This is a genomic window from Blastococcus sp. CT_GayMR20, assembly GCF_004570345.1.
In genome coordinates, this window is the sequence record NZ_SPQM01000015.1 from 20,820 (window position 1) to 37,434 (window position 16,615).

A 16,615-nucleotide genomic window follows, 5' to 3' on the forward strand; every position below is an offset into this window, starting at 1 on the left:
GCGCGCGCCACATCCCGGTACCCGTGCTTCGGACGCACCGGCGGCCCCGCCGCCGGTGCGTCCGCACGCGGGTGTCGGACAGCCGGTTCACCGATCCGGCCCGGCTGTCACCACAAGTATTTGGGAGTTGGACGTGATCCAGCAGGAGTCGCGACTGCGTGTCGCCGACAACACCGGGGCGAAGGAGATCCTCTGCATCCGGGTGCTCGGCGGCTCGGGGCGACGCTACGCGGGCATCGGCGACGTCATCGTCGCCACCGTGAAGGACGCGCTGCCCGGCGCCGGTGTGAAGCGCGGTGACGTGGTCAAGGCCGTCGTCGTCCGCACCGTGAAGGAGCGCCGTCGTCCCGACGGGTCCTACATCCGCTTCGACGAGAACGCCGCGGTCATCATCCGCGACAGCGGCGACCCGCGCGGTACGCGCATCTTCGGCCCCGTGGGCCGCGAGCTCCGCGACAAGCGCTTCATGCGGATCATCTCGCTCGCACCGGAGGTGCTGTGATCATGGCTACGCACACGAACGGCAGCACCAAGAAGAGCACCGGCAAGACGCCGTCCATGAAGGTCAAGAAGGGCGACACCGTCCTCGTGCTGGCCGGCCGGGACAAGGGCGCCAAGGGCCGTGTCATCGCCGCCTTTCCGAAGGACCAGCGCGTGCTGGTCGAGGGAGTCGGCCGGGTCAAGAAGCACACCCGCATCAGCTCCACCCAGCGCGGCGCCCAGCAGGGCGGGATCGTCACGCAGGAGGCGCCCATCCACGTGAGCAACGTGATGGTGATCGACTCCGAGGACAAGCCGACCCGCGTCGGCTACCGCAAGGACGACAACGGCCGCAGCGTCCGCGTCTCGCGGCGAACCGGTAAGGACCTCTGAACGTCATGAGCGCACCGACCACCGAGCGCGAGCTGCCCCGCATGCTCGCCCACTACCGCGACACGATCGCGCCGGCCCTCCAGTCGGAGTTCAACTTCGACAACGTCATGCAGATCCCGCGCCTGACGAAGATCGTCGTCAACATGGGCGTCGGAGAGGCCACCCGCGACGCCAAGCTGATGGACGGCGCCGTCCGGGACCTCACCGCGATCACCGGTCAGAAGCCTGCCGTCGTCCGGGCCCGCAAGTCCATCGCGCAGTTCAAGCTGCGCGAGGGCATGCCCATCGGCGCGAAGGTCACCCTCCGCGGCGACCGCATGTGGGAGTTCCTGGACCGGCTGCTGTCGCTGGCCCTGCCCCGTATCCGTGACTTCCGTGGCCTGAACCCCAAGCAGTTCGACGGGCACGGCAACTACACGTTCGGCCTCAACGAGCAGTCGATGTTCCGCGAGATCGACGTCGACAAGATCGACCGGCAGCGCGGCATGGACATCACGCTGGTCACCACGGCCACCAACGACGACGAGGGTCGCGAGCTGCTCCGCCAGCTCGGCTTCCCGTTCGCCGGCCAGCCCGTCGTCACCACCATCCGCTGAGCCGGTAGGAGACAAGAACATGGCCAAGAAGGCTCTGATCGAGAAGGCGAACCGCAAGCCCAAGTTCGCCGTCCGTGGCTACACCCGCTGCCAGCGGTGCGGTCGCCCGCACTCGGTGTTCCGCAAGTTCGGCCTCTGCCGGATCTGCCTGCGGGAGATGGCCCACGCCGGGGAGCTCCCGGGCGTGCGCAAGTCCTCCTGGTAAGCACCGCACCACCCGGCCGGGGCGATCGCCCCGGCCGCACCACAGCTCCACCGTTCGCCGACAGGCCCACGACCACCGAGAACTTCGGGAAACGTGCGGAACCGCGGCGAGAGAGGCACCACTCACCATGACGATGACCGACCCGATCGCGGACATGCTCACGCGGTTGAGGAACGCCAACCAGGCGTACCACGACAGCGCGACCATGCCGTCCTCGAAGCTCAAGACGCACATCGCCGAGATCCTCCAGCAGGAGGGCTACATCGCCGGCTGGACCGTCAACGACGTCGAGAAGGACGGCAGCACCTTCAAGCAGCTCGTGATCGACCTCAAGTACGGCCCGAACCGCGAGCGCAGCATCGCCGGCGTCCGGCGCGTGTCGAAGCCTGGCCTGCGGGTCTACGCGAAGTCGACGTCCCTGCCCAAGGTCCTCGGCGGTCTCGGCGTGGCGATCATCTCGACCTCGACCGGGCTGCTGACCGACAAGCAGGCGAACAAGAAGGGCGTGGGTGGGGAAGTCCTCGCCTACGTCTGGTAAGGGAGAGCGAAGATGTCACGAATCGGACGACTCCCGATCCCCGTGCCCAGCGGTGTCGACGTCACCATCGACGGTCAGGTCGTCAGCGTGAAGGGCCCCAAGGGCTCGCTGGCTCACACCGTCGCCGCGCCCATCACGGTCGAGCGCGACGAGGACGGCACGCTGAAGGTCCAGCGGCCCAACGACGAGCGGCAGAACCGAGCGCTGCACGGCCTCTCCCGCACGCTGATCGCGAACATGATCACCGGCGTCACCGAGGGCTACACCAAGACCCTCGAGATCGTCGGCGTCGGTTACCGCGTCCAGGCCCGCGGCTCGGACCTCGAGTTCGCCCTGGGCTTCAGCCACCCGGTGCCGGTGAAGGCCCCCGAGGGCATCTCCTTCGCCGTCGAGAGCCCCACCCGCCTGCGGGTGACCGGCATCGACAAGCAGCAGGTCGGCGAGGTCGCAGCCAAGATCCGCAAGATCCGCAAGCCCGACCCGTACAAGGGCAAGGGCGTGCGGTACCAGGGCGAGGTCGTCAAGCGCAAGGTCGGGAAGACGGGCAAGTGATGGCTCAGGCAACGAAGAACGAGAAGGCCAGGGCCCACAAGCCCGTCGGCACCGACATCAGCACGGCCCGTCGCGTCTCGCGGCTGCGCCGGCACAACCGGCTGCGCAAGCGCGTGGTCGGTACCCCGGAGCGTCCGCGCCTCGTCGTCAACCGCAGCTCGCGGCACATCCACGTGCAGCTGGTGGACGACACCGCGGGCCGCACGCTGGCCAGCGCCTCGACGATGGACGCCAGCCTCCGCGGCGCCGAGGGCGACAAGTCCGCCCTCGCCCGCCAGGTGGGCGCCCTGATCGCCGACCGGGCGAAGGCCGCCGGGGTGACCGCGGTCGTGCTCGACCGCGGTGGCAACCGGTACGCCGGGCGGATCGCCGCCCTGGCCGACGGGGCCCGCGAGGGCGGGCTGGACTTCTGATGAACGACAAGCTGATCGAGAGGGACGTCTGATGCCAGGACCACAGCGACGCGGCGGCGGCGCCGGCGGCGGTAACGACCGCCGCGACCGTCGTGACGGCGGGCGGGGCCCCGGTGGCGCGCCCGCCGAGAAGAGCAACTACATCGAGCGCGTGGTGGCCATCAACCGCGTGTCCAAGGTCGTCAAGGGTGGTCGTCGCTTCAGCTTCACCGCCCTGGTGATCGTGGGTGACGGCGACGGCAAGGTCGGCGTCGGCTACGGCAAGGCCAAGGAGGTGCCCGCGGCGATCGCCAAGGGCGTCGAGGAGGCCAAGAAGCACTTCTACAACGTGCCGCGCATCGCCAGCACCATCCCGCACCCCGTGCAGGGTGAGGCCGCGGCCGGTGTCGTGCTGCTCAAGCCGGCCAGCCCCGGTACCGGTGTCATCGCCGGTGGCCCGGTGCGTGCCGTGCTCGAGTGCGCCGGCATCCACGACGTGCTGTCCAAGAGCCTGGGTTCCTCGAACCCGATCAACATCGTGCACGCCACGATGCAGGCGCTGAAGGACCTCGTCCGCCCCGAGGAGATCGCGGCCCGCCGCGGTCTGCCGCTCGAGGACGTCGCCCCGGCCGCCATGCTCCGTGCCCGTGCGGGTCAGGGAGTCTGAGATGGCACAGCTGAAGATCACCCAGGTCAAGTCGGGGATCGGGCGCAAGCAGAACCAGCGGGAGACGCTGCGGACGCTGGGCCTCAAGCGCATCCACGACTCGGTCGTGCAGGAGGACCGTCCCGAGATCCGCGGGATGGTCGCGACGGTGCCGCACCTCGTGCGCGTCGAGGAAGTCTGAGGAAAGACTCGCTATGACACTCAAAGTTCACCACCTCCGCCCGGCGCCCGGCGCCCACACCGCCAAGACCCGCGTCGGCCGTGGTGAGGGCTCCAAGGGCAAGTCGGCCGGTCGCGGCACCAAGGGCACCGGCGCTCGGGGCAACACCCACGCCCGGTTCGAGGGTGGGCAGACCCCGCTGCACATGCGGCTGCCCAAGCTCTCCGGCTTCAAGAGCCCGAACAAGGTCGTCTTCCAGGTCGTCAACCTCGACCGCATCGCGGCGCTCTTCCCGCAGGGCGGCCGGGTCGACCCGGACACCCTCGCCGACGCCGGTGCGGTCCGCCGCGGCCAGCTCGTCAAGGTCCTGGGCTCCGGCGACCTCGGCGGCGTCGCGGTCGACGTGCAGGCGCACGCCTTCTCCGCGTCCGCTGCCGAGAAGATCGGCGCGGCCGGGGGCAGCACCACCCGCATCTAGGAGACCCTCTGCCCCCTCATCCCGGGCAGGATTGACGGCCGCCCTGCAGGGCCCCGCCGCGAGCCTGCGAGTGGTGGGGGGCAGGGTGGTCCTTACACTCACTCGACCGATCAGGGGAGGGCACGTGCTGCAGGCGTTCGCCGCGGCGTTCCGGACGCCAGACCTCCGGCGCAAGCTGCTGTTCTCCCTGGGCATCATCGCCGTGTACCGGCTGGGCGCCGCCATCCCGGGACCAGGCGTCTCGGTCGAGGCGATCAACAGCTGTCTCGAGCAGGCCCAGGCCTCCGACCAGCGGGACCTCTACTCCCTGGTGAACCTGTTCTCCGGCGGCGCGCTGCTGCGCCTGTCGGTGTTCGCGCTCGGCATCATGCCGTACATCACGGCGAGCATCATCGTGCAGCTGCTGGTGGTCGTGATCCCGCGGTTCGAGCAGCTGAAGAAGGAAGGGCAGTCGGGTCAGGCCAAGCTGACCCAGTACACCCGCTACCTGACGATCGCCCTCGCCGTCCTGCAGAGCACCGGGATCATCGCCCTGGCCCGCAGCGGTCAGCTGTTCCCGAACTGCAGCGAGGCGATCATCCCGTCGGACTCGGTCTGGACGACGGTCATCCTGGTCATCGCCCTCACGGCCGGCACCGCGCTGATCATGTGGCTGGGCGAGCTGCTCACCGAGAAGGGGATCGGCAACGGCATGTCCGTGCTGATCTTCACCTCGATCGCGGCCCGCATCCCGGCCGAGGGCGGCTCGATCCTCCAGTCGCGCGGCGGCATGGTCTTCGCCATCGTCTGCATCTTCGCCGTCCTGATCATCGGGACGGTCGTCTACGTCGAGCAGGCGCAGCGCCGGATCCCGGTTCAGTACGCCAAGCGCATGGTCGGGCGCCGCATGTACGGCGGCACGTCGACGTACCTGCCGCTGAAGGTCAACCAGGCCGGGGTCATCCCGGTCATCTTCGCCTCGTCGCTGCTCTACCTGCCACAGCTGATCACCCAGCTCCAGGGCAACGAGACCGGTTCGGTGCGGCAGTTCTTCGAGCGGTACGTCATCGACCAGAGCAGCCCGGTCCACGTCGCGCTCTACTTCGGCCTGATCGTCTTCTTCACGTACTTCTACGTGTCGATCACGTTCAACCCCGAGGAGCGGGCCGACGACATGAAGCGCTACGGCGGCTTCATCCCGGGCATCCGTCCTGGCCGGCCGACCGCCGAGTACCTGCAGTACGTACTGTCCCGGATCACCCTGCCGGGGTCGATCTACCTGGGTCTGGTGGCCGTGCTGCCGAACCTGTTCCTGTCGATCACCCAGCCGGGCCAGAACCAGAACTTCCCGTTCGGCGGGACCGCGGTGCTCATCATGGTCGGAGTGGGGTTGGAGACGGTGAAGCAGATCGAGACGCAGCTCAACCAGCGCAACTACGAAGGGTTCCTGAAGTAGTGCGCGTCGTCCTGCTGGGCCCTCCTGGCGCGGGCAAGGGCACCCAGGCGCAGATCATCGCCGGGCGCCTCGGCGTCCCGGCGATCTCGACCGGTGACATCTTCCGCGCCAACGTGAGCGGCCAGACGGAGCTGGGCCGCAAGGCCAAGACCTACATGGACGCCGGCGACCTCGTTCCCGACGAGATCACCGTGGCCATGGTCAAGGACCGCCTGGCCGAGCCGGACGCGAAGGCCGGGTTCCTGCTCGACGGCTTCCCCCGCACGATCGCCCAGGCCGAGCAGCTGCGCTCCTCGCTGGCCGACCTGGGCCACGGCCTGGACTGCGTCCTCGAGCTCGTGGTCGACGAGGAGGAGCTGGTGCGCCGGCTCTCCGGCCGTCGCATGCTCGTCGACGGCCAGATGGTCCAGCGCGAGGACGACAAGCCCGAGACGGTCCGGCACCGGCTCGAGGTCTACCGGGAACAGACGTCCCCGCTCTCGGGGTTCTACGAGTCCGAGGGCCTGCTCGCGCGCATCGACGCGATCGGCGAGGTCGACGAGGTGACCGACCGTGCCCTGGCCGCCCTGGGCGCCGACGATCACGGCCAGGCGGCCCCCGAGCAGGCGGACGAGGCCTGATCGGCGCGACCGGAAGGCAGGGCAGCAGATGACGTCCGGGATCCTCTCCCGTGTCCCGCTGCTCGCGAAGTGGAGTGGACGCATGATCCAGATCAAGACCCCGCAGGAGATCGAGCTCATGCGCGGCGCCGGCCTGGTGGTCGCCGGCGCGATCGCGGCGGTGCGTGCCGCCGTCCGGCCCGGCGTGACCACCGGTGAGCTCGACGCGATCGCCGAGGACCACATCCGCAGCGCCGGGGCCGTGCCGTCCTTCCTCGGGTACCACGGGTTCACCGGCAGCATCTGCGCGTCGATCAACAACGAGATCGTGCACGGCATCCCCAACCGCGACCGCGCCTTGGCTGCCGGCGACAACATCTCGATCGACTGCGGCGCGATCCTCGAGGGCTGGCACGGCGACTCTGCGGTCACCGTCACGGTGGGGGAGCCCTCCCCGGAGGACGCCGCCCTCATCGACGTGACGGAGCGGTCGATGTGGGCCGGTCTGGCGAAGGCCTTCGCGGGAGGCCGGCTGACCGACATCAGTGCCGCCGTCGAGCAGACGATCACCGCCGAGCAGCACCCGTACGGGATCGTCGACCACTACGGCGGCCACGGCATCGGCACCGAGATGCACCAGGACCCGCACGTGCTGAACTACGGCCGGCCCGGCCGCGGCCCGAAGCTCGTCCCCGGCCTCGCGCTGGCCATCGAGCCGATGGTCACCGTCGGCGACGCGGCCACCGTCGAGCTCGAGGACGGCTGGACGGTCGTCACCAAGGACGGCTCGCGCGCCGCGCACTTCGAGCACACGGTGGCGATCACGCCCGAAGGCCCGTGGGTCCTCACCGCCGAGGACGGCGGAGCGGCGGGGCTCGCGCCGTTCGGGATCACGCCCCGCTCGTAGCACCCCGTCAGCCCGCCGGCCCGACGCGAGCGTGCGAGTGGTGGGGGGCAGGTGGGGCCTTCATCTCATCGGGGCGGGTTGGTGAGCCCCGTTGCGCCGGGGTACAGTGAACGACGGCGTTCGCGCCGTCCTGTCGTCGTGCTGTGGCCGCATGACCCGGGACGCCCTCGCGAGAGCGTCTGCACCACCTGTTCTGCAACCATCGAGTGCGTCCGCCGGGGTTCCCCCGTGGCCGCGTGAGGACACCAGTACCACCGAGTCAGGGAGCGCGTGTAGGGAATGGCGAAGAAGGACGGGGCCATCGAGGTCGAGGGTCGCGTCGTCGAGCCGCTGCCCAATGCGATGTTCCGGGTCGAGCTGCAGAACGGGCACCGGGTGCTCGCCCACATCAGCGGCAAGATGCGCCAGCACTACATCCGCATCCTGCCCGAGGACCGCGTGGTCGTGGAGCTCTCGCCCTACGACCTGACCCGCGGTCGCATCGTCTACCGCTACAAGTAACCGCTCGGACCGCGACTGCCCACCGGCAGACCCGCGGCCGGCACACGATCGAGGAATGAGGGGCGGCACCGGTGAAGGTCCAGCCGTCGGTGAAGAAGATCTGCGACAAGTGCAAGGTGATCCGCCGGCACGGCCGGGTCATGGTCATCTGCGACAACGCCCGGCACAAGCAGCGCCAGGGCTGAGGGAGTACCTGAACATGGCACGACTGGCCGGCGTCGACCTTCCCCGCGAGAAGCGGATGGAGATCGCGCTCACCTACATCTATGGCATCGGCAAGCACCACGCCAAGGAGACCCTGGCCGCGACGGGCGTCAGCCCGGACCTGCGCGTCAAGGACCTCGGCGACGAGGACCTGCTGAAGCTGCGTGACTACATCGACGAGCACTTCCGCGTCGAGGGTGACCTGCGCCGCGAGGTCGCGGGCGACATCCGCCGCAAGGTGGAGATCGGCTGCTACCAGGGGCTGCGTCACCGCCGTGGACTGCCCGTCCACGGTCAGCGCACCAAGACGAACGCGCGCTCGAGCAAGGGCCCGCGCAAGACCATCGCCGGCAAGAAGAAGGCCGGCAAGAAGTAGAGGACCACCCTTCCCCCCGCGCCTCGCACGCTCGGCGCGGCCCCTGAAGGGTGGCCCGACCGTTCCATCCCCTCACAGGCCACGAAATACAGAGGATCCGGAGAGACATGCCTCCCAGGGCTCGCACCGCGGCTGGTGCCAAGAAGGTCCGCCGCAAGGAGAAGAAGAACGTCGCCCACGGCGCCGCGCACATCAAGAGCACGTTCAACAACACGATCGTGTCGATCACCGACCCCAACGGCAACGTGATCAGCTGGGCGTCCGCCGGCCACGTCGGCTTCAAGGGCTCGCGCAAGTCCACGCCGTTCGCGGCGCAGATGGCTGCCGAGAACGCCGCGCGCAAGGCGCAGGAGCACGGCATGCGCAAGGTCGACGTCTTCGTCAAGGGCCCGGGCTCGGGTCGCGAGACCGCCATCCGCTCCCTGCAGGCCACGGGCCTGGAGGTCGGACAGATCCAGGACGTGACGCCGCAGCCGCACAACGGCTGCCGCCCCAAGAAGCGCCGCCGGGTCTGACCGGCTCCTTGACGAGACGAAACAGGAGTATTTGACGTGGCCCGCTATACCGGAGCCGACTGCCGCCTCTGCCGGCGCGAGAAGATGAAGCTGTTCCTCAAGGGCAGCAAGTGCGAGTCCCCGAAGTGCCCGATCGAGATCCGGCCCTACCCGCCGGGCGAGCACGGCCGTGGCCGCACCAAGGACAGCGAGTACCTGCTCCAGCTTCGTGAGAAGCAGAAGGCCCGCCGCATCTACGGCGTCCTGGAGAAGCAGTTCCGCGGCTACTACGAAGAGGCCAACCGCAAGACCGGCAAGACCGGTGAGGTGCTCCTCCAGATCCTGGAGTCGCGCCTGGACAACGTGGTCTACCGGGCGGGCTTCGCCGAGTCCCGTGACATGGCCCGCCAGCTGGTGCGCCACGGCCACATCCGGGTCAACGGCCGCAAGGTCGACATCCCGTCCTACCGGGTGAGCGAGAACGACATCATCGAGGTGGCCGAGAAGTCGCGCACGATGCTGCCGTTCGAGATCGCCCAGGCCCGCGCCGGCGAGCGCCCCGTGCCCGCGTGGCTGGAGGTGATCAGCAGCCAGCTGCGCGTGCTCGTGCACTCCATCCCGGCCCGCCAGGTGATCGACACCCCGGTCCAGGAGCAGCTGATCGTGGAGCTCTACTCCAAGTAGAAGGACCCCCTGCCCCCACCGCTCGCACGCTCGCGGTGGGACCCTGCAGGGGGCCACGGCTCCGGTGGGCGGACAGATGCCCGCCGGAGCCTGCACCACCCCCCTCACGGCGTCATATGGCGGTCGCCGGAGGACCTGAAGGAGAACCATGCTCATCGCACAGCGCCCCACCCTGACCGAGGAGACGATCACCGAGTCGCGTTCGCGATTCGTCATCGAGCCCCTCGAGCCCGGTTTCGGCTACACGCTCGGCAACTCCCTGCGCCGCACGCTCCTCTCCTCGATCCCCGGCGCTGCTGTCACCAGCATCCGCATCGAGGGCACCCTGCACGAGTTCACCACCGTGCCGGGCGTCAAGGAGGACGTCACCGAGATCATCCTGAACCTCAAGGGCCTGGTCGTCAGCTCCGACTCCGACGAGCCGGTGACCATGTACCTGCGCAAGCAGGGCCCCGGTGAGGTCACCGCCGCCGACATCGCGCCCCCGGCCGGTGTCGAGGTGCACAACCCCGACCTGCACATCGCCACGCTGAACGGCAAGGGCCGGCTCGAGATCGAGCTGGTCGTGGAGCGTGGCCGTGGCTACGTCCCGGCGCCGCAGAACAAGCAGCCCGGCCAGGAGATCGGCCGCATCCCGGTCGACTCGATCTACTCGCCGGTGCTCAAGGTGACCTACGCGGTCGAGGCCACCCGTGTCGAGCAGCGCACCGACTTCGACCGCCTCGTGGTCGACGTCGAGACCAAGCCGTCGATCGTCCCCAGGGACGCCATCGCCAGCGCCGGCTCGACCCTCGTCGAGCTGTTCGGCCTGCTGCGCGAGCTGAACGTCGACGCCGAGGGCATCGAGGTCGGGCCCAGTCCGGCCGAGGCCGCCGACATCGCGAACTTCTCGATGCCGATCGAGGACATGGACCTCACCGTCCGGTCCTACAACTGCCTCAAGCGGGAGGGCGTGCACACCGTCGGTGAGCTCGTCACCCGCTCCGAGGCCGACCTGCTCGACATCCGGAACTTCGGGGCCAAGTCGATCGACGAGGTCAAGATGAAGCTGGCGGCCATGGGCCTCGCGCTCAAGGACAGCCCGCCCGGATTCATCCCCACCTCGATCGAGAGCTACGACGAGGGCTACGAGACCGACGCGTACCAGGGTTCGCCCGAGTACTCCGATGTCGAGTACAGCGACGCCTCCTTCCAGGAGACCGAGCAGCTCTGAGGTCTGCGCACCGGACGGCGGTCCACCCGCCGTCCGGTGCCGGTCCCCGGGTCGCCACACTGAACGACACGCACCACCGATGGACGCAGCAGCACCACGGAAGCAGCCGGCACTCCCTCCGGCCGCCTGAGGAAGGACCGACATGCCCACCCCCACCAAGGGCCCCCGCCTCGGCGGGTCCCCCTCGCACGAGAAGCTGATGCTGGCCAACCTGGCCACGTCGCTGTTCGAGCACGGGCGGATCACGACCACCGAGACGAAGGCGAAGCGCCTGCGCCCCCTGGCCGAGAAGCTCGTCACCTTCGCCAAGCGCGGTGACCTGCACGCCCGCCGCCAGGTGATGACGACCATCCGGGACAAGAACGTCGTCCACACGCTCTTCGCCGAGATCGGTCCGCGCTACGAGAACCGGCCCGGTGGCTACACGCGCATCACCAAGGTCGGTCCGCGCAAGGGCGACAACGCCCCCATGGCCGTCATCGAGCTGGTCGAGGCGCTGACCGTCGGTCAGCAGGCCGTCGGCGAGGCCGAGCGCGCCCGCGGGACCCGATTCGCCGGCAGCGCCGGTACCGGCGCTCCTGCCGGAGCGGCCGGTGTCGGTGCGGCATCGGCGGCCGGCGAGGTCACCGCGGACGTCATCGACACCGAAGGCACGGGGGAGTCCACCGGCCCGGGTGGGGACACGTCCCCGGCGGTGACGGACGGGTCGGTCGACGCCGAGGCGCAGGAGGTCGTGGCCGACGTCTTCCTCCCCGACGGCGAGCGCCAGGACGACGGCGACGTCGACCGCGAGCCGACCGCCCAGCACGGCGTGGTCGTCGAGGGCGACAACGTCTCGCCGGAGCTGGCCGACGCGGCCGCCGCCGAGATCAACGCCGCGGAGACCGGCGACGCCGCCACCGAGAGCCTCAACGCTCCCGGCGGCGAGGCTGCGCCCGACCCCAAGTAAGACCCTGGTCGACCAGTACGTCCCGGACGAGCCCGCCACCGACACCGGTGGCGGGCTCGTCCGTCTCCGTCTTGCGGTCTCCTACGACGGGACGGCGCTGCACGGGTGGGCACGTCAGCCGGGTCAGCGGACCGTCCAGGGGGATCTCGAGCAGGCGCTGTCCATGGTGCTGCGGGTCCCCGTGGACCTCACCGTCGCCGGGCGCACCGACGCCGGTGTGCACGCGACGGGACAGGTCGCGCACTGCGACGTCCCCCGGTCCGCCTGGCAGGAGCAGGAGCACCGCCTGGTCCGACGGTTGCGGGGCGTGCTGCCGCCCGACATCGCCGTCCCCTCGGTCACCGAGGCGCACCCGGACTTCGACGCGCGGTTCAGCGCACTGGGGCGGCACTACGTCTACCGGCTGACCGACTCCCCGGCCGGCCCGCCCCCGCTGCGCCGCGCCGACACCGTCGGCTGGCCGCGGATCCTGGACGACGGTGCCATGGCCGCCGCCGCCGGCCTGCTCCTCGGCGAGAACGACTTCGCCGCGTTCTGCCGCCGCCGGGAGGGTGCGACCACGATCCGCACCCTGCTGGCCCTCGACGTCGCCCGGGCCGGTGACCTGATCACCGTCGCCGCGTCGGCCGACGCGTTCTGCCACTCCATGGTCCGCAGCCTCGTGGGTGCGCTGCTGGCCGTGGGGGAGGGCCGCCGGCCGACGCAGTGGCCCGCCGGGCTCCTCTCCCGCACGGAGCGCGCCGGCGACGTGCCGGTGGCACCGGCCGGGGGGCTGACGCTCGTCCGGGTCGACTACCCCGCCGACGACGACCTGGCCGCCCGGGCTCTGGTCACGCGGGCACGCCGGGACTGATCAGCCTGCCGCGGCGACGGCCTCGGCGATGGGGACGTCCCCGCTGACGAGCTCCAGCACCGCGCCGTCCTCCCCGCGCCGGTCCAGCAGGGCAACGAGCACGGCCGCGACGTCGTCGCGCGGGATGCTGCCGCGCCCGACGCGCGGGCCGAGCATCACCCGACCGGTCCCCGGCTCGTCGGTGAGCCCGCCGGGCCGCAGCACCGTCGTCGTCAGGTTGCGGCGGGCCAGCAGGTCATCCTCGGCGGCGAGCTTGGCGCGCAGGTAGGCGACGAACACGTCGTCGACGCCGTCGGGCGTGGCGCCCTCGGCGACGAGGTCGACGCCCATCGAGGACACCAGCAGGTAGTGCGTGACCGCCGCCGCCTCGGCGGCGTCGGCGAGGAGGACCGCGGCGCCGCGGTCGACGGTGTCCTTGCGGGCCGCCCCGCTGCCAGGGCCCGCGCCGGCCGCGAAGACGACGGCGTCGGCGCCGGAGACGACCGCGGCGACGTCCGCGACGGGGGCGGACTCCAGGTCGAGGACGACCGGCTCGACGCCGTCGGTGGTCAGGTCGGCGGTGTGGGCGGGATTGCGGACGATCCCGACGACGGAGTCGCCGCGGGCGGCCAGGAGACGACCGAGGCGGCGGGCGACCTGCCCGTGGGCCCCGGCGAGGACGATGCGCATGACGACGCCCTACCCGTCGGCCGGCTCCGGCACGTCGATGACGATCCGGCCGGGGTCGGTCTGCGCGAACGCCCGGAACGGCAGCTCGCCGCCGCGCACGCCGATCAGGACCTCCTCGGTCCCCTCGTGGTACCCCGTCGTCAGGACCTGCGCGATCGGCCCGGGGCTCGACCGGACGTTGGTCGTCGACCGGCCGCTCGGTTCCGACCCCGTGCGCAGCCGCAGCCGGAGGAAGGCGTCGCCGGCGATGTCGACCGGCTCACCGCCCGGCCCGGAGGCCTCCGAGTACCCGATGGTCCACTCGGGCACCCCGCTGGAGCTGAGGTTCACCACCAGCCGGACGTCGCCGTTCTCGTTCCTGAAGTGCACACCCTCGACCCGCATCCCGACGTCGTCCTCTCCTGAGCCCGGCTGGGCCGGGCCGCCGTCTGCCTCGGTGTCCGCCGGGTCCTCCGGCGACTGCTCGTCCGTCGGGTCGGTCGGTGACGGCGCCGGCGCGCTCCCGCCCGACGGAGGCGTGGACCGCGACGCCGGCCCCCCGGGGGAGGCGACGCCCGTGACGACGTCCGTGCACGCCGTCAGCAGCAGCACGGCGGACACCATGACGGCGACTCGGCGGTGGGTCATCGCGGCCTCTCTGCGCAGGTGGGACGCCCACGACGCTAACCGCTCATCGCGGATCGGTGGGTTCCTGGAAGCGCGGCAGGACCGACGGCGCAGGTCGCTGAGGTCGTGCGCCCTCCCCGGCGAGTGCCCGCGCCCGGGCCAGGTCGGCGGGGGTGTCGCAGTCCAGCCACGGCGGCGGCTGCCCCGCTGCGACGTCCGGGCGCCACCGGCGGACGGCGATCGGCGCGAGCACGCGGCGCAGCGACGTGGGCCCGTGGACCCCTGCCAGGGCGCCCCGGAGCGCCGCCGACCGCCAGGCGCCGAGCAGGTACTGGTCGCGGGCGGAGTCGTCGACGACGAGGACCCCGTCGGTCGTCAGGCGCTCGCGCAGCTGCCCGACCACTCCCGCGGTGAGGAACGGGAGGTCGCCGGCGAGCACGAGGACGACGTCGGTCTCGACCTCGGCCAGCCCGGCGCGGACCGCCGCCACGGGTCCACCCCCCGGTGGGTGCTCGCGCACCAGGAGCACCCCGGGCGGGACCGGCTGCGGCGGGCCGACCACGATCCGCCGGTCGGCGTCGGGGACGGCCTCGAGGACGGCGGCGAGGATCGGGCGGCCGCCGACGAGCAGCTGCGGCTTGGCCTGACCGCCGAGCCTGGCCGCCTTGCCCCCGGCCAGCACGACGGCCGTGTACGGGGGCAGCGGGTCCACGGCGTCACCGTAGAGCGGCATCGTGGGTACCGTCGGCCTCGTGGGACGAGTCACCAGCCGGACACCGGTGCTGCGCATCCGGGGCCCGGTGCACACCATCCGACCCGACACCGTCGCCGCCGAGGAGCCCCTGGAGATCCGGCTGGCCGGCACCCCGCTGGCGGTGACGATGCGGACGCCGGGCCACGACTTCGACCTGGTGCACGGCTTCCTGGCGACCGAGGGCGTCATCACCGGCAACGACGACATCGCCGGCCTCCGCTACTGCGACTCCGTCGACGCCGACGGCCGCAACACCTACAACGTCGTGGACGTGGATCTCGCGCCCGGCGTCCCGGTGCCCGACACCGGCCTGGAGCGGAACTTCTACACGTCGAGCTCGTGCGGGGTGTGCGGCAAGGCGAGCATCGACGCGATCCGCACGAAGACCCGGTTCGACGTGGCCGCCGACGAGGTCCGGCTGCCGCTGGAGGTGCTGTTCGCGCTGCCCGACCGGCTGCGCGCCGCCCAGGAAGTGTTCGACAAGACCGGCGGACTGCACGCAGCGGGCCTGTTCAGCGCCGCCGGCGAACTGGTCGCCCTGCGCGAGGACGTCGGCCGGCACAACGCGGTCGACAAGGTCATCGGGGACGGGGTCCGCGAGGGCCGGCTGCCGCTGGCCGGTCTCGCGCTCATGGTGAGCGGCCGCGCGAGCTTCGAGCTGACCCAGAAGGCCGCGATGGCGGGCATCCCGGTGCTCGCCGCCGTGTCCGCGCCGTCGTCCCTGGCGGTCGAGCTGGCCCGCGAGGTGGGGATCACCCTCGTCGGGTTCCTGCGCGGGGACGGCTGCAACGTCTACACCCGCCAGGAGCGGATCGTCCTGCACCAGTAGGTGGCTCCGCTGCAGGGGCCGCCGCGAGCGTGCGAGCGGTGGGGGGCAGCGGGGTCCTTTCTCAGCGGATGTGGTCGCCTCCGCGCAGCTGGCTGACGATGTGGGGGAGCAACGGGCCGAGCACGGTCAGGGCGTCGCGCACCCCGCCGGTGGAACCGGGCAGGTTGACGATCAGCGTCCGCGCGGCCGTCCCCGCCAGACCGCGGGACAGCACCGACGTCGGGACGCCGTTCTCCGCGCCGTACCGGCGGACCGCCTCGGCGAGACCCGGGGCCTCCCGCTCGATGACCGCCCGCGTCGCCTCGGGGGTGACATCGGTGGGGGAGAGCCCGGTGCCACCGGTGGTCACGACCACGTCGAAGCCGGCGTCCACCGCCGCGCGCAGAACGGCTTCGAGCTCGTCGGCGTCGTCCGGCCGGATGCGGGGACCCTCCACGTCGAAACCGAGCGCTTCCAGCCCCTCGACGAGGGCCTTGCCGCTGCGGTCCTCGTAGACGCCGGCAGCGGCTCGGTTGGACGCGGTGACGACGACGGCCCGCGCGTCGCCGGGGAGTTCCGAGCTCACCGCGTCCACTCCCCGCTCTTGCCGCCGCTCTTGGCCAGCAGCCGGACGTCGGTGATCGAGGCCCGGGGGTCGACCGCCTTCACCATGTCGATCATCGTGAGCCCGGCGACCGCGACGGAGGTCAGCGCCTCCATCTCCACGCCGGTGCGGTCGGCCGTCCGGGCGGTGGCGGTGATCTCCACGGCGCCGTCGGTCACCTGGATGTCGACGGTCACGCCGTGCAGGGCGATCGGATGGCAGAGGGGGACGAGGTCCGGCGTCCGCTTGGCCCCGGCGATGCCCGCGATGCGGGCGACGGCCACGGCGTCGCCCTTCGGCACCCCGCGCCCCCGCAGCAGCTCGACCACCTCCGGACTGACCAGCACGCGACCGGCCGCGGTGGCCTCGCGCGCGGTCACCGCCTTGGCGCTGACATCGACCATCCGGGCGGCGCCGGTCTCGTCGACGTGGGTCAGCCGCTTCTCCGTCATCGTGCTTCTCCTGTTCGGCTCCGCGCTCGCCCCGCTCCTCGCTCGT

The 16,615-nt window shown here is 71.1% G+C and carries 26 protein-coding genes and 1 pseudogene; 22 read left to right on the forward strand and 5 right to left on the reverse strand.

Annotated features, from left to right (window positions below; genetic code table 11):
• Positions 1-133: 133 nt before the first annotated feature.
• The 21 genes and pseudogenes from rplN to truA all read left to right on the forward strand — a co-directional run bounded on the left by rplN (position 134) and on the right by truA (position 12,676).
• Positions 134-502 carry a 50S ribosomal protein L14 gene (gene rplN / locus E4P40_RS06090; RefSeq protein WP_012950472.1) on the forward strand — a complete coding sequence of 123 codons (369 nt, stop codon included), beginning with the start codon at positions 134-136 and terminating at the stop codon, positions 500-502.
• 56 nt (positions 503-558) lie between these two features.
• Entirely contained in the window at positions 559-873 is a 315-nt protein-coding gene (gene rplX, locus E4P40_RS06095; protein ID WP_135158042.1) for a 50S ribosomal protein L24, read from the forward strand.
• Between the two features lie 41 nt (positions 874-914).
• Entirely contained in the window at positions 915-1,469 is a 555-nt protein-coding gene (gene rplE, locus E4P40_RS06100) for a 50S ribosomal protein L5 (protein ID WP_209305208.1), read from the forward strand.
• Between the two features lie 19 nt (positions 1,470-1,488).
• Entirely contained in the window at positions 1,489-1,674 is a 186-nt protein-coding gene (locus tag E4P40_RS06105) for a type Z 30S ribosomal protein S14 (protein WP_026857026.1), read from the forward strand.
• A gap of 127 nt (positions 1,675-1,801) precedes the next feature.
• On the forward strand, positions 1,802-2,212 hold the full coding sequence (gene rpsH, locus E4P40_RS06110; protein WP_135158001.1) for a 30S ribosomal protein S8: 411 nt from the start codon (positions 1,802-1,804) through the stop codon (positions 2,210-2,212).
• A 12-nt stretch (positions 2,213-2,224) separates the two neighbouring features.
• Complete coding sequence (rplF, locus tag E4P40_RS06115; protein WP_135158002.1) at positions 2,225-2,764, forward strand: 50S ribosomal protein L6; 540 nt, start codon at positions 2,225-2,227, stop codon at positions 2,762-2,764.
• Positions 2,764-3,177, forward strand: a complete 414-nt coding sequence (rplR, locus tag E4P40_RS06120; RefSeq protein WP_135158003.1) for a 50S ribosomal protein L18 — start codon at positions 2,764-2,766, stop codon at positions 3,175-3,177. The genes rplF and rplR overlap by 1 nt, the downstream gene beginning before the upstream one ends.
• Before the next feature lie 31 nt (positions 3,178-3,208).
• Positions 3,209-3,823, forward strand: coding sequence for a 30S ribosomal protein S5 (rpsE, locus tag E4P40_RS06125; RefSeq protein WP_089336476.1), 615 nt, complete (start codon positions 3,209-3,211; stop codon positions 3,821-3,823).
• A 1-nt stretch (position 3,824) separates the two neighbouring features.
• On the forward strand, positions 3,825-4,004 hold the full coding sequence (gene rpmD / locus E4P40_RS06130) for a 50S ribosomal protein L30 (RefSeq protein ID WP_092194943.1): 180 nt from the start codon (positions 3,825-3,827) through the stop codon (positions 4,002-4,004).
• Between the two features lie 13 nt (positions 4,005-4,017).
• Positions 4,018-4,461, forward strand: coding sequence for a 50S ribosomal protein L15 (gene rplO, locus E4P40_RS06135; protein ID WP_135158004.1), 444 nt, complete (start codon positions 4,018-4,020; stop codon positions 4,459-4,461).
• A 124-nt stretch (positions 4,462-4,585) separates the two neighbouring features.
• Positions 4,586-5,896 carry a preprotein translocase subunit SecY gene (secY, locus tag E4P40_RS06140; protein ID WP_135158005.1) on the forward strand — a complete coding sequence of 437 codons (1,311 nt, stop codon included), beginning with the start codon at positions 4,586-4,588 and terminating at the stop codon, positions 5,894-5,896.
• Positions 5,896-6,516: an adenylate kinase gene (locus tag E4P40_RS06145; RefSeq protein ID WP_135158006.1), complete on the forward strand. Its 621-nt coding sequence runs from the start codon at positions 5,896-5,898 to the stop codon at positions 6,514-6,516. Before secY ends, E4P40_RS06145 begins: the two co-directional genes overlap by 1 nt.
• Before the next feature lie 82 nt (positions 6,517-6,598).
• Positions 6,599-7,402, forward strand: coding sequence for a type I methionyl aminopeptidase (gene map / locus E4P40_RS06150; protein WP_135158007.1), 804 nt, complete (start codon positions 6,599-6,601; stop codon positions 7,400-7,402).
• A gap of 279 nt (positions 7,403-7,681) precedes the next feature.
• Positions 7,682-7,903: a translation initiation factor IF-1 gene (gene infA, locus E4P40_RS06155; RefSeq protein WP_012950459.1), complete on the forward strand. Its 222-nt coding sequence runs from the start codon at positions 7,682-7,684 to the stop codon at positions 7,901-7,903.
• Between the two features lie 71 nt (positions 7,904-7,974).
• A complete protein-coding gene (rpmJ, locus tag E4P40_RS06160) occupies positions 7,975-8,088 on the forward strand; it encodes a 50S ribosomal protein L36 (protein WP_012950458.1) in 114 nt (37 codons plus the stop codon).
• 14 nt (positions 8,089-8,102) lie between these two features.
• Positions 8,103-8,483, forward strand: a complete 381-nt coding sequence (gene rpsM / locus E4P40_RS06165; protein ID WP_135158008.1) for a 30S ribosomal protein S13 — start codon at positions 8,103-8,105, stop codon at positions 8,481-8,483.
• Positions 8,484-8,590: 107 nt separating this feature from the next.
• Complete coding sequence (gene rpsK / locus E4P40_RS06170) at positions 8,591-8,998, forward strand: 30S ribosomal protein S11 (protein ID WP_026857037.1); 408 nt, start codon at positions 8,591-8,593, stop codon at positions 8,996-8,998.
• 36 nt (positions 8,999-9,034) lie between these two features.
• A complete protein-coding gene (rpsD, locus tag E4P40_RS06175) occupies positions 9,035-9,661 on the forward strand; it encodes a 30S ribosomal protein S4 (protein ID WP_092194948.1) in 627 nt (208 codons plus the stop codon).
• A gap of 148 nt (positions 9,662-9,809) precedes the next feature.
• Positions 9,810-10,874, forward strand: a complete 1,065-nt coding sequence (locus E4P40_RS06180; RefSeq protein ID WP_135158009.1) for a DNA-directed RNA polymerase subunit alpha — start codon at positions 9,810-9,812, stop codon at positions 10,872-10,874.
• 142 nt (positions 10,875-11,016) lie between these two features.
• Positions 11,017-11,364: pseudogene (gene rplQ, locus E4P40_RS28835) on the forward strand (50S ribosomal protein L17); the annotation flags it as partial.
• Between the two features lie 463 nt (positions 11,365-11,827).
• Positions 11,828-12,676 (forward strand): tRNA pseudouridine(38-40) synthase TruA, encoded by an 849-nt coding sequence (gene truA, locus E4P40_RS06190; RefSeq protein ID WP_135158011.1) that lies wholly within the window; start codon positions 11,828-11,830, stop codon positions 12,674-12,676.
• On the opposite strand, the gene E4P40_RS06195 is transcribed toward truA, so the two are convergent.
• The 3 genes from E4P40_RS06195 to E4P40_RS06205 are packed head-to-tail and all read right to left on the reverse strand — an operon-like array spanning position 12,677 to position 14,684.
• Positions 12,677-13,345: an NAD(P)H-binding protein gene (locus E4P40_RS06195; RefSeq protein WP_135158012.1), complete on the reverse strand. Its 669-nt coding sequence runs from the start codon at positions 13,343-13,345 to the stop codon at positions 12,677-12,679.
• A 9-nt stretch (positions 13,346-13,354) separates the two neighbouring features.
• Entirely contained in the window at positions 13,355-13,972 is a 618-nt protein-coding gene (locus E4P40_RS06200; protein ID WP_135158013.1) for a hypothetical protein, read from the reverse strand.
• 43 nt (positions 13,973-14,015) lie between these two features.
• Positions 14,016-14,684: an NTP transferase domain-containing protein gene (locus tag E4P40_RS06205; protein WP_245160165.1), complete on the reverse strand. Its 669-nt coding sequence runs from the start codon at positions 14,682-14,684 to the stop codon at positions 14,016-14,018.
• Positions 14,685-14,703: 19 nt separating this feature from the next.
• Between E4P40_RS06205 and fdhD the strand changes: the two genes are divergently transcribed.
• A complete protein-coding gene (gene fdhD, locus E4P40_RS06210) occupies positions 14,704-15,534 on the forward strand; it encodes a formate dehydrogenase accessory sulfurtransferase FdhD (protein WP_135158014.1) in 831 nt (276 codons plus the stop codon).
• 61 nt (positions 15,535-15,595) lie between these two features.
• On the opposite strand, the gene E4P40_RS06215 is transcribed toward fdhD, so the two are convergent.
• Positions 15,596-16,099, reverse strand: coding sequence for a MogA/MoaB family molybdenum cofactor biosynthesis protein (locus E4P40_RS06215; protein WP_135158015.1), 504 nt, complete (start codon positions 16,097-16,099; stop codon positions 15,596-15,598).
• Entirely contained in the window at positions 16,096-16,569 is a 474-nt protein-coding gene (gene moaC, locus E4P40_RS06220; RefSeq protein WP_135158016.1) for a cyclic pyranopterin monophosphate synthase MoaC, read from the reverse strand. Before moaC ends, E4P40_RS06215 begins: the two co-directional genes overlap by 4 nt.
• Positions 16,570-16,615: the final 46 nt, after the last annotated feature.

What these genes read in the sequence shown, in the direction of transcription:
- rplF (WP_135158002.1), top strand. Translation starts at nt 2,225, where the DNA reads ATGTCACGAATCGGACGACTCCCGATCCCCGTGCCCAGCGGTGTCGAC.
- map (WP_135158007.1), top strand. Translation starts at nt 6,599, where the DNA reads ATGATCCAGATCAAGACCCCGCAGGAGATCGAGCTCATGCGCGGCGCC.
- rpsM (WP_135158008.1), top strand. Translation starts at nt 8,103, where the DNA reads ATGGCACGACTGGCCGGCGTCGACCTTCCCCGCGAGAAGCGGATGGAG.
- rpmD (WP_092194943.1), top strand. Translation starts at nt 3,825, where the DNA reads ATGGCACAGCTGAAGATCACCCAGGTCAAGTCGGGGATCGGGCGCAAG.
- rplX (WP_135158042.1), top strand. Translation starts at nt 559, where the DNA reads ATGAAGGTCAAGAAGGGCGACACCGTCCTCGTGCTGGCCGGCCGGGAC.
- rpsH (WP_135158001.1), top strand. Translation starts at nt 1,802, where the DNA reads ATGACGATGACCGACCCGATCGCGGACATGCTCACGCGGTTGAGGAAC.
- infA (WP_012950459.1), top strand. Translation starts at nt 7,682, where the DNA reads ATGGCGAAGAAGGACGGGGCCATCGAGGTCGAGGGTCGCGTCGTCGAG.
- E4P40_RS06205 (WP_245160165.1), bottom strand. Translation starts at nt 14,684, where the DNA reads ATGCCGCTCTACGGTGACGCCGTGGACCCGCTGCCCCCGTACACGGCC.
- rplO (WP_135158004.1), top strand. Translation starts at nt 4,018, where the DNA reads ATGACACTCAAAGTTCACCACCTCCGCCCGGCGCCCGGCGCCCACACC.
- E4P40_RS06195 (WP_135158012.1), bottom strand. Translation starts at nt 13,345, where the DNA reads ATGCGCATCGTCCTCGCCGGGGCCCACGGGCAGGTCGCCCGCCGCCTC.
- E4P40_RS06200 (WP_135158013.1), bottom strand. Translation starts at nt 13,972, where the DNA reads ATGACCCACCGCCGAGTCGCCGTCATGGTGTCCGCCGTGCTGCTGCTG.
- rpsE (WP_089336476.1), top strand. Translation starts at nt 3,209, where the DNA reads ATGCCAGGACCACAGCGACGCGGCGGCGGCGCCGGCGGCGGTAACGAC.
- E4P40_RS06180 (WP_135158009.1), top strand. Translation starts at nt 9,810, where the DNA reads ATGCTCATCGCACAGCGCCCCACCCTGACCGAGGAGACGATCACCGAG.
- rplE (WP_209305208.1), top strand. Translation starts at nt 915, where the DNA reads ATGCTCGCCCACTACCGCGACACGATCGCGCCGGCCCTCCAGTCGGAG.
- moaC (WP_135158016.1), bottom strand. Translation starts at nt 16,569, where the DNA reads ATGACGGAGAAGCGGCTGACCCACGTCGACGAGACCGGCGCCGCCCGG.
- rplR (WP_135158003.1), top strand. Translation starts at nt 2,764, where the DNA reads ATGGCTCAGGCAACGAAGAACGAGAAGGCCAGGGCCCACAAGCCCGTC.
- E4P40_RS06105 (WP_026857026.1), top strand. Translation starts at nt 1,489, where the DNA reads ATGGCCAAGAAGGCTCTGATCGAGAAGGCGAACCGCAAGCCCAAGTTC.
- rpsK (WP_026857037.1), top strand. Translation starts at nt 8,591, where the DNA reads ATGCCTCCCAGGGCTCGCACCGCGGCTGGTGCCAAGAAGGTCCGCCGC.